Raw genomic sequence first — 9,598 nt, 5'->3', positions numbered from 1 at the left:
TCGGCGCCGCAAAACCGGGTTGCGCTTGCAAGCGCAACCCTCTCCGATTCGTCTGACTAGCTTTTGCGCCGCAGGCGGTTTTTCCTAGCAACAACATCAGCCGCTCAGGCCGTGTACGAATGCCGGACCCTCGCTCCTCCGAAGGGCGAGGAAGTGTTTCAAAATCCGCGTCTGGAACGGCGCTGGGAGGGAGACCAGCCGATCCGCAAGACACTATGGACTGGCATTCTGCAACACGCAGGCGTGCGGTATCGCAACCCTTATCAAACTCGGCATACCTATGCCAGCATGATGCTTTCGGCAGGTGAGCATCCTATGTGGGTGGCCAAGCAAATGGAGCATGCTGACTGGACGATGATTGCACGCGTCTATGGTCGCTGGATGCCTGATGCAGACATGTCCGCCGGAAGTAAAGCAGAGGAAATTTTCGGAACCACATTAAATTGAAAAAGCTACACTTTGGACGGCGTAGCTTTCTCATATTTACTAAACTTAGTCAGATTTCTCTGCTTGCTGTGACTCTGTTATAGATGGTTTATGATCTATAAAATTAAAACTTGGGAGCAAGAGGGAACCTGAAAGAGACCTTGATGTCACATTCAAAACCATTTCGCGGATAGAACCATAGAGAATTGATGCGCCATTGACAACTGTTAAGTCGCGCCTTTCATGGTCGGGAGTCTTCTTATCAAGCCAGGCAAAGATCCCCGTCGCTGCAACTTTGACGTTATATGGAGCCTTTTTTCCTTCCTGATTAGCAATTGTCAACGCTATAGACACCAGCATACTTGCCTTATTATCCACATTGTTTTCATTGTCTGGATCAGCATATCCAACTTCACAGCTAATTTGGACTCCCGCAAAGTCAAAATTATTAGTTTCAACAGGGTTCTCGTTCTCATCAAGATTTACCTGAATAGAGACCTCTTGAAATACGATGCCTTTTGGCTGAAGTACAGCAACTTTCATAGTTTCAACTCTTAGGAAGCTTGAGCATATGCATGCGTGTCATTCGACGCACATGCACTCATATGCATTGTGGGAACTCCATACGTCCAGATCCGATGGCTATTAGAAATTGCACTGGACACTTTCTCGGAAAGATCACGTGCGCGCTCTTTTCCCATTTGCACCGATTTAATTAAGACTTCATAATCATTAAGCACCTCTGGAAAACTTAATGATTTAATATTTTTTCTCTCTGCCAAATCATGGGCAAGACATGGATATTTTTCAACGAGCCAAAGGAGGCTATCCATTGCATCAGTAGGAGCAAGATCATTTTTTTCGTATTTGCAAAATGCAATTGGCCCACCACCAAAAATCTGCCCAGCAGTTTCCTGGGTGATTTTCAGAGCTTTACGAATTAATCGAATTCTTTCGCCCGTCAAACGTCCATTTGCCTCCTGCTCCGCAGCGCGGGCACTTCTCGCATTAAATCGCATATCATCTGCTGTTGCGATCTCAGTTCCACATACTTCGCACGCATGAACATGCTGTACAGCGACAAATTCACCACCTGCATAAGCCAGGCTTACCGAACGTGCTTCAGCAACAAGGTGTCCTTCGCAGCAGACAGGGCACAATTCTTGATTATTCATATATTTATCCATAATTAGACTCATGTAGTGAAACAAGTAGCAACATCTTCCCAGCGGAATTCAAACACAACTTAATGTAGTATTTTTTCGTTTGAAGATTGCCATGTTCATCAGCTTGATTGATCCTTACTACGTAAGCATCACAAGGGAGCCAGAGCAACTCTGGCCTACATTTTGTTTGCCTATCACCAACATTACACCAACGAGAGTTTTTGTAGTCTGACGGCGACAGCAGCAGCAAAAGATCAGCTGCATATTCGGGAGTGATCTGCTCGACATGCATATCATTAATGCAACCTTTAGTGACGGCTCGCATCACAGTCTCATCTCCGTTTTTCACTGCACTAGCAATGGTTTGCAGCACTTGCAGATCCCATATTTTGAAAGGGATGATACGACTCGCCTCGAACATGTCCCCACTCTGCGGCGGTGGCCAAGGTAGCTGAGGACGAAGGTTTACGTATGGATTCGGATGCATTGAAGACGTAGTATTTACCATTAAGGTAGTTCCCGCAAGTTTTTTTACAAATTGTATTGACTTTTCACAGACAGCAGGAGCGACAGTCCCTAGCGGCAACGGTATACAACGGTTGGTCGACCAAATTTGATGCTCTATTGTCCAAGCATAGCGCTTTTACAACTTTCCTGCGAGCACTTTACGAAGGAATGTGCACATTATGACAGCATACTTTCGTAAGTGCCCAAGATGCCCAGCATGCGGTAGGCTCGATTCCCGCCGTCTCCACCACCGAATAAATAAAAAGGGCTTCCCCGTTTTGGCGGGGAGGCCCTTTTTATTTATTCGGTGCATGCAGAACGCGGACGTCGCATCCGCGTCCGGTACGGACGCGGGGGTTTTGCGGGACTTCGGCGAGCGCAGCTCGGCGCCGCAAAACCGGGTTGCGCTTGCAAGCGCAACCCTCTCCGATTCGTCTGACTAGCTTTTGCGCCGCAGGCGGTTTTTCCTAGCAACAACATCAGCCGCTCAGGCCCTGTACGAAAACCGGACTAGCTCAACCTGCCTCTTACTCCTTGCGGATGCAGACCAGGCGACCGGATCACAAGCGGAAATTGTGTTCGGTCTCTAACGATGAAATCGACCTCCTGACTGCCATGCAACATCAGGAGCCAATGATATAGTGGCGGCCATGTACTCAATGAAAGAAACTGCCATGAAAAACGACGCACCCGCTCGCCCGCAAGCAAGCCAGGCACCTGCCAGACTCAGCAAAGGGGACTTCGTCACCGCACTGCGCAAGCTGCTGCAAGAAGAAGGAAATGCCGGCAAGACCAGCGTGGACGTACGCGCAGCAACCCTGCACACCGACGTTGGTGTTTATCCCGCGCGCGGCCACTCAATGCCGACCTGTTGCACAGTGATGTATGAGGAGATGCTGCCGGGTGACGAGATACTGCTGACGCCATCCGGCGGCAAAGGGCCTACGCTGCTGGTACGGTATAAATTTCCGCGCTGAAAATCGCGGTCTTAAGGTACTGGAGGCGATTCAGAGCGCTAATCGGCTTTGTCCGCTTTCGCCTGCGGATCATCGGGTATATGCCACGATTTAAATCCCAGGGGAATGTCCCTTCACTCACGAAAATTTGCAAATAAGCAATGAATTTTCGTCGATAGATGGAATGAAGCAATTTACAAGGTCGTCCTACATTGCATCCCCTCTCACTAGATCGAAATAATATGATTACTATTCGTGAAGCCAGAACCGCTGACCTGAGTACTCTGCGTGAAATTGGCTGTCAGACCTATCGAGAGCATTTTTCTGAAATTTGGTCCTCTGATGGAATATCGGATTTCCTAGACCAAGATTTTTCGCCCAGCGCGCTTGAACGTTCGCTGAATTCATTAAACCAAGTCTGGCTTGTTGCTTCCGACGAAGGCGGCAAAGTCGTAGGATTTTCCAAGGTCAACTTGTCGAAGCCGGTGCCAATAATCGGTGAGGTGGGCTTGGAACTCCAAAAGATATACTTCCTCAAATCCGAGGCCGGGCGTGGCTATGGAAAACAGCTTTTAAGCTACATTTACGACCTGGCGCTAAAGCGCGGGGAGAGCTTGGTATGGCTCGATGTACTCAAGACCAATTCAAGTGCTCGGCGCTTCTACGCAAGCCTCGGTTTTCAAGAACGCGGTGAAATCCCCTTCAAAACGGACATGGCAGAAATTGGAATGATGGTAATGGTCTGCCAACTTTCCAATAACACGCTTCCTCATCACGCGTCCATTGCCTCGTAATTAGCCTCGTTCAAGTCTGCCTGCGTTGTTATCGGTCACGCCGACCAGACCAACCCGAACATAATGAGCGGCGGCGAGAAAAATAGTGAGCAGGACTACAGACATGGCCAGCGAGCCATAGTCAGCAAAGGCAAGATCATCAAAGTAACCACGCAGAAGCGCCACCTGGCCGGGAGCGATCTCGACCCACTGGCAAAGAAATCCCAACCATGAAAATTGCGCGCCTGCTTTCCTCCAGTTTCCTCGTGCTAGCTGTGGCCCTCGTCGTCTATGGTCTTTTCGGCTTCTCCCGTTTTGCGTGGTACACCGGCGTCTACTATGACGAGCGCATGATCCTGTTCGACCACGGCGTCTATCCTTTTGCGTGGGGTATCGCGTTGCTGCTGATGGGGCAAATCGCCCGCTTGCACCATCGTCGGCCAGCCATGCTGCTCGCCGCTGGTGCCGCCCTGCTGCTGCTTCTCTGGAAGCGTGTAACAGTGCCCGTTGCCATCGCCAATCAGCAACTTTTTCCGGATCCTGCTTTACTGGAGGGACTGATTGTTACCGCTGCCGTGGTGATCGTCCTGGCGCTGATAGACCGCCCCGTCGAGCAGGCCATCCGCAAGGCGCTTGCTCGTACCCGGTGACTCTTGAAGGTCACCGCCGCCGCCACTACTCGTCACACACCGCCCCACCAACCGCTCCTCCGATACTCAATCCCGTCGACAAATCAAAGCCAAAATCGCAGTGGTGGCCATCCTTTGGCCGATATCGGCACAGCAGCATGTCACGATGGCGAACGCGTATTTGTGCATCGGGACAGCCATTGGGCAAATCCGGTCCCATGGCGTCGAACATGTCTCTGGCAGCGGCTCCCGTCAATCGAAACGCGACTTTGGTATCGCCCGCAACCGGGGCGACGGCTTCGTCAAGATATCCGCCATAGATCGCGTACGAAGCTGAAAAATTCCTCTCTGCAAACTCCCATACGGCCCGAGCCTGGTGCGCCAACAGCAGGCACAGTAGCATGACGCCTAGCAGGCTGGCGCGCCTCAGCATATGGAGCCGCCGATGCTGCGCCCGGTCAGCAGATCAAAGCCAAAGTCGCAATGATGGCCATCACGGGGATGGTAGGAGCAGCTCACTTCCGCCCGCTGGCGCAATCGATATTCGCCATCCACGCCGCACGCGTTGCGCAAGTCGGGCCCCATCGCATCAAATAGCTGTTTCGCCGCCTTGCCGTCGATCCAGAACGCGATGCGCTTGTCTTTCCTGGTCGGCGGCTGTGGATCGCTCAGGCTTCCGCCATAAACCGCATAGCGGCCTTTGAATGACTGGTAAGAAAATAGCCATTTGGGGGCGGATTGGGCCATGGCCATAGCCAAAACAAGGAGAAGAAAAACAGCGAGGAGGCGTTTCATATCATCTGCCCCGCTACTTGATCGTGACATGAAAATGGTCGTCGTGCCGTATGAGGGGTCTTACCCGGGGAATAGTGGGATCATTAAAAAAAATAACGTGGACAAAGCTGAATTCAAAAAATATGCGGATTAACTGGGCCGTGGCATCGCGGTCGTACTGAGAGTCAAACCTTGTTACAGGGCTACCCATTTTGTCTTTGCGAAGCAATCGGACGTCGACGTCTTTTCCGCTTCGATGACTTTTATGTTCACTGTAGGGAGCGCCATCAGCCAGGCTGATATTTCCGAAACCAATTTTCCGGCTATCGATACCTTGCCATTGATGCTCAACCAAAAACAGGAGCGAAAGCAGCTTGGGATGCGCATATTGGCCGGCGCCATTCGGCGGCGTCCCGTAGGTGTAATATCCCGCGCCTTCAGGTCGTTGCGGAAGATAGAAATAGCCGCGTCCATCCTTTGGCTGCAATTCCAGCATGCGTACTCCTGAATGTAAAATCCCGGACTCAGCTCAAACCAATGGCACGATGCCCCCCTTGGCAGGACTCCTTGCACGTTCGCAAAGAAATCTGCGCTCGACAATTCTTACCGCTATGCATTTTCTGAGCATTGCGAAGGATCAAAGGTCCGTACGTTGGTGGACTTGTTGCCAGTTGAAGCGATGGCGTTGCGCCATTTCGAAGTTAAAAAACATCCCCCCTTAAATATTCCATCGCCCGCCGATACTTCTCCACCCGCTCCAGATCCTTCTGCGTCGGCCTATCTATCCTCGACAAATCGCTATTCTCGGCCAGATCCGCCAGCTTGACGGCCTTGCCGACCGGGTCCAAGGCCGCGCGGGCGATGAACGCTTCGTAGGACTCGCCGTCGATCTTGGTCACGGCGCGCACGCCGTCGATGACTTCCTGGGAAAATCCTTCGCGCGCCAGGTCGTCGAAGGTGATTTTTCCATCGCTGTCTTCCACCACGTCATGCAGTACGGCGACGATCTGCTGAGCACCGGGCGCGACGCGCAGCATGACGCGCAAGGGGTGCAGTATGTACGGCGCACCGCCCTTGTCCGTTTGGCCCGCATGGATGGCGGCGGCAATTTCAATCGCGCGCTCCAGGGTGCCGCGTCTTGCGTGTTCACTCATGTTCACTCCTTGTTCACTGCACCTTGATTGGTGACGCCGTTGCGCGCCAGCCGCGGCGCTGCAAATGGCAAACACTGCTGCACAGCAAGGCTGGCACCAGTAAATTGAGGACTGGTACGAGCATCAGCAAACACAACAGCAATCCCAGGGCAAAAATCGCCGGACGCTGTTCGCGGCGCAACACCGCTTGCTGTTCCGCGCCGAGCACCTTTTCAGCTGCCGCGCCGTAGACCATCTGGACATTCCAGGCCAGCAAGTACGAAATCAGCACGCACATGGCCCACACCGGAATCAGCAGGGAAAGCAGCAGCAACAGGCGCCGCCACCAGACAGGGCGCGCGGAGGATGCATCCAGGCCGGCCGGTGGCTGCCATGCGGCATAGCGGCGCGCCGCCACAGCCTTGGCGCGCTCCAGCAACAGCCAGCGCAACGGCAAGCGCGCCGTGCCGATGGCACCGACGATAAAAACCATCACATAGAAAAAGCCAGCCAGCGCCAGCAGCGCCAAGGCGATCTGGCCGATCGACAACAGAGCTTTGGCGGCACTGCCCAGGCCGCCGGCGATATTGCCCATCTGCGAAAGCGTGGCAGGCCCGTTGGCCAGTGTCCCGACGCCATCCATCACGCCCAGACCCAGCAAGCCGGTAACGGATATCAGCGCCAGCATGGCGCTCAGTTCGACAAAAAAACGGCCGAAGCAGCTATACAGTCCCAGCCACAGCACCACGACCGCCATGCACCACAGCGCGGAGCGCCACCACAGCCCCGCATGACGCGCGTCGCGCAGTCCCAGGCCGATACACGTGAAGGCTTCCCGCCAGGCCTGCAGCCAGGTCTGCAATATTTGTGTCACGCTCAAGCGTACTCCGCAGTGAAGGGGCGGATACGTCGATCCGTATGTTGCCGATTGTACATGGACAAGGCTGGCGCACGCGCCGCCGAGAGCAATGGACAAATCTAGCTCCAGCTCGCCATTGTTTGCGATACCGCAATTCCCGGTGGAAAGGAATACGAAACAATGCCAACTCCCCCACCGTTGCGCCTAGCGGAGTTGACCATGCTTGAAGTTCAGCCCAGGGATAAGCGCGGTTTTTTTATCCTGCCCCAGGCTCCGGAAGATGCCGGGTATTACGTCTATGGCACGCCGGGCAGAGGTGCCGGCCAATACGCGCACCCAAACATGATGATGGCACTTCTCTATGTGGAGCGTGAATGGCAAGCGTCAGATAAACGGAAATTTGGCATCGGCAACATAAGCCTGGCGAACGGAACCGCCTATGGGCAGCATTCAACCCACAAGTCCGGACTGGAGGTTGACATTCGTCCATTGCGCAAAGATGGCCTGCACATTCCAGTATATTGGTACAACAAAGAATACGATCAAGCCGCGACGGCAAAGCTCATCGCACTTTTTCGCGCCCATGCCAGTGTGCGCAGGGTGCTGTTTAACGATACCGGCATTCCTCTCGTGACGCCATTCAAGAATCACGACCATCACTTTCACCTGGAACTGAGTACCTGACATGAAGAAACTGTGGGCTATGGCGTTCGGCGCCCTCACCGTGTTTTCACTGGCTTATGCGGCTGGCAACAGCGACTGGGGCGAATACCAACCGTTCAAGGGTTCTTATCTGATCTATTCGAATACCTTGGGCGAGCAACAGCCGCCTACACCGCATGAGCGCAAGATTTCTTTCATGGTCACCGGGACCGTGGCAAAGGACATGTTTGACTCCATGGCTCCGGACTCGAAAGAGCGCTGCAGTTTGGAGAAAGGCTATCGGCAGCGCGACAAGGAAAATGTCTCGTGCACCCTGGATCACGACGGCTATGTATGCCACTTCGGCTTTAATCTGCGCAGTGGCAAAAGCATAGGTGGATCGATTTGCTAAATTGCCCGGGGTGACAGGAGCCAGGTCCGCCCTTGTACAACATCTCATCCTTGGCTGGCCGAGAACAAAGGATAAAAACGCTATTCAAGCACGCCAATCAGCTCAACAGCGTACACTGGCTCCTCTTCCATCAACGCATTGGTCCACCGTGAAACTATCGCGCTTTATTAGCGGCCATCTGGAGCCGATCCTGCAAGAGTGGGAACTCTTCGCCAGGTCGCTCCCCATTCCTGGCGCCGCCATCTCGAAAGCTGAATTGCGCGATCATGCGAAGCAGATGCTCGAAACCATCGTGCGCGACATGGACGTCATCGAGAACGCGGCGCAGCGAAAAAAGAAATCGACCACGGGCGTATCGGAAATCACGGGCAAGGAAACGGCCGCCGCCACGCATGGCTCCCTGCGCCAGCAGATCGGCTTCACGCTGCCGCAACTGACGGCGGAATTTCGCGCCATGCGGGCCAGCGTTCTGCGACTGTGGATGGCACAGGTGTCGGTGACGACGAAAACGGCAACGGACGACATCTTGCGCTTCAATGAAGCGATAGACCAGGCGCTGCAGGAGTCGGCCATACGCTACTCGCAGCAGAGCGACCGCACCCGCAATACCTTTCTCGCCATCCTCAGCCACGATCTGCGCAGTCCGCTGAGCACGATGACGATGGCCGGTGCGCTGCTGAGCAGGCCGAGCGCGACCTCCGCTTCCACAGTGCAGATCGGTGCGCGGGTCGCCCGCAGCGCGGCGACCATGACAACCATGGTGAACGATCTGCTGGAATTCGCCAGGACGCAGCTGGGCGGACACATGCCCATTTCGCCCGCCTTGGGCGACCTGGGGGAAATCTGCAAGACGGCCGTCGAGGATGCCTCGGCAGCTCACCCGCAATGCAAGTTCGAACTGAGTACCACGGGCGAGATGATCGGCGACTTCGATGCGGCCCGCCTGGCCCAGCTGTTTTCCAATTTGCTCAACAATGCCGCGCAATACCGGACCGATGACCAGCCGGTGACCATCACGGCCTGCGGCGATGCCGATACGGCCGTGGTGCAAGTGAAGAATTTCGGCCGCCAGATCCCGGAAGCGTCGCTGAAGAGCATTTTCGATCCACTGGTCCAGCTGGCCATTTCCGACGACCACAAGGCGCCCAATGCCACCAGTATCGGCCTGGGCCTGTTTATCGCGCGTGAAATCGCCAGCGCGCACGGCGGCACCATCGGCGCCGAGTCCAGCCTGGAAAGCGGCACGATATTTACCGTGCGCCTGCCCAGGGTGTCGCTGAACGACAGAGGGAACGGCGGCTAGGCGCTATCACGGCAGAGA

15 protein-coding genes are annotated in these 9,598 nt (G+C 54.4%); 7 read left to right on the top strand and 8 right to left on the bottom strand.

All coding sequences use genetic code 11. The annotated features are described in order from the left end of the window. Positions 1–153 precede the first annotated feature (153 nt). Positions 154–447: a hypothetical protein gene (locus KO539_RS29235; protein ID WP_257626548.1), complete on the top strand. Its 294-nt coding sequence runs from the start codon at positions 154–156 to the stop codon at positions 445–447. Between the two features lie 45 nt (positions 448–492). Here KO539_RS29235 and KO539_RS29230 read toward each other — a convergent pair whose 3' ends face one another. The 3 genes from KO539_RS29230 to KO539_RS29220 are packed head-to-tail and all read right to left on the bottom strand — an operon-like array spanning position 493 to position 2,013. Next, complete coding sequence (locus tag KO539_RS29230) at positions 493–969, bottom strand: protein-export chaperone SecB (protein WP_099665152.1); 477 nt, start codon at positions 967–969, stop codon at positions 493–495. A gap of 11 nt (positions 970–980) precedes the next feature. Next, positions 981–1,601: a type II toxin-antitoxin system MqsA family antitoxin gene (locus tag KO539_RS29225; RefSeq protein ID WP_219313801.1), complete on the bottom strand. Its 621-nt coding sequence runs from the start codon at positions 1,599–1,601 to the stop codon at positions 981–983. A gap of 4 nt (positions 1,602–1,605) precedes the next feature. Next, complete coding sequence (locus tag KO539_RS29220) at positions 1,606–2,013, bottom strand: hypothetical protein (RefSeq protein ID WP_143451365.1); 408 nt, start codon at positions 2,011–2,013, stop codon at positions 1,606–1,608. A 760-nt stretch (positions 2,014–2,773) separates the two neighbouring features. On the opposite strand from KO539_RS29220, the gene KO539_RS29215 reads away from it, so the two are divergent. The 3 genes from KO539_RS29215 (at position 2,774) to KO539_RS29205 (ending at position 4,478) form a co-directional block, all read left to right on the top strand. Then, positions 2,774–3,076: an HNH endonuclease gene (locus tag KO539_RS29215; RefSeq protein WP_219313799.1), complete on the top strand. Its 303-nt coding sequence runs from the start codon at positions 2,774–2,776 to the stop codon at positions 3,074–3,076. Between the two features lie 221 nt (positions 3,077–3,297). Further along, entirely contained in the window at positions 3,298–3,849 is a 552-nt protein-coding gene (locus KO539_RS29210; RefSeq protein WP_219313797.1) for a GNAT family N-acetyltransferase, read from the top strand. 209 nt (positions 3,850–4,058) lie between these two features. Beyond that, positions 4,059–4,478, top strand: a complete 420-nt coding sequence (locus KO539_RS29205; RefSeq protein WP_219313795.1) for a hypothetical protein — start codon at positions 4,059–4,061, stop codon at positions 4,476–4,478. Positions 4,479–4,503: 25 nt separating this feature from the next. On the opposite strand, the gene KO539_RS29200 is transcribed toward KO539_RS29205, so the two are convergent. The 5 genes from KO539_RS29200 to KO539_RS29180 all read right to left on the bottom strand — a co-directional run bounded on the left by KO539_RS29200 (position 4,504) and on the right by KO539_RS29180 (position 7,244). Continuing rightward, positions 4,504–4,890 carry a hypothetical protein gene (locus KO539_RS29200; protein WP_219313793.1) on the bottom strand — a complete coding sequence of 129 codons (387 nt, stop codon included), beginning with the start codon at positions 4,888–4,890 and terminating at the stop codon, positions 4,504–4,506. Further along, a complete protein-coding gene (locus tag KO539_RS29195; protein WP_219313791.1) occupies positions 4,884–5,252 on the bottom strand; it encodes a hypothetical protein in 369 nt (122 codons plus the stop codon). Before KO539_RS29195 ends, KO539_RS29200 begins: the two co-directional genes overlap by 7 nt. 13 nt (positions 5,253–5,265) lie before the next feature. Continuing rightward, entirely contained in the window at positions 5,266–5,727 is a 462-nt protein-coding gene (locus KO539_RS29190; RefSeq protein ID WP_219313789.1) for a penicillin-insensitive murein endopeptidase, read from the bottom strand. Between the two features lie 205 nt (positions 5,728–5,932). Next, positions 5,933–6,385 carry an HD domain-containing protein gene (locus KO539_RS29185; RefSeq protein WP_219313787.1) on the bottom strand — a complete coding sequence of 151 codons (453 nt, stop codon included), beginning with the start codon at positions 6,383–6,385 and terminating at the stop codon, positions 5,933–5,935. A 13-nt stretch (positions 6,386–6,398) separates the two neighbouring features. Beyond that, positions 6,399–7,244, bottom strand: a complete 846-nt coding sequence (locus KO539_RS29180; protein WP_219313785.1) for a hypothetical protein — start codon at positions 7,242–7,244, stop codon at positions 6,399–6,401. A 198-nt stretch (positions 7,245–7,442) separates the two neighbouring features. On the opposite strand from KO539_RS29180, the gene KO539_RS29175 reads away from it, so the two are divergent. The 3 genes from KO539_RS29175 (at position 7,443) to KO539_RS29165 (ending at position 9,580) form a co-directional block, all read left to right on the top strand. Then, positions 7,443–7,907 carry a penicillin-insensitive murein endopeptidase gene (locus KO539_RS29175; protein WP_219313783.1) on the top strand — a complete coding sequence of 155 codons (465 nt, stop codon included), beginning with the start codon at positions 7,443–7,445 and terminating at the stop codon, positions 7,905–7,907. Position 7,908: 1 nt separating this feature from the next. Beyond that, positions 7,909–8,277, top strand: a complete 369-nt coding sequence (locus KO539_RS29170) for a hypothetical protein (RefSeq protein ID WP_225243375.1) — start codon at positions 7,909–7,911, stop codon at positions 8,275–8,277. Positions 8,278–8,425: 148 nt separating this feature from the next. After that, positions 8,426–9,580 carry a sensor histidine kinase KdpD gene (locus KO539_RS29165; RefSeq protein WP_099400910.1) on the top strand — a complete coding sequence of 385 codons (1,155 nt, stop codon included), beginning with the start codon at positions 8,426–8,428 and terminating at the stop codon, positions 9,578–9,580. Positions 9,581–9,598: the final 18 nt, after the last annotated feature.

The sequence above is a fragment of the Janthinobacterium sp. NKUCC06_STL genome (assembly GCF_019345455.1).
GTDB lineage: Bacteria > Pseudomonadota > Gammaproteobacteria > Burkholderiales > Burkholderiaceae_D > Janthinobacterium > Janthinobacterium rivuli.
This window is presented reverse-complemented; position numbering and strand designations above follow the sequence as displayed.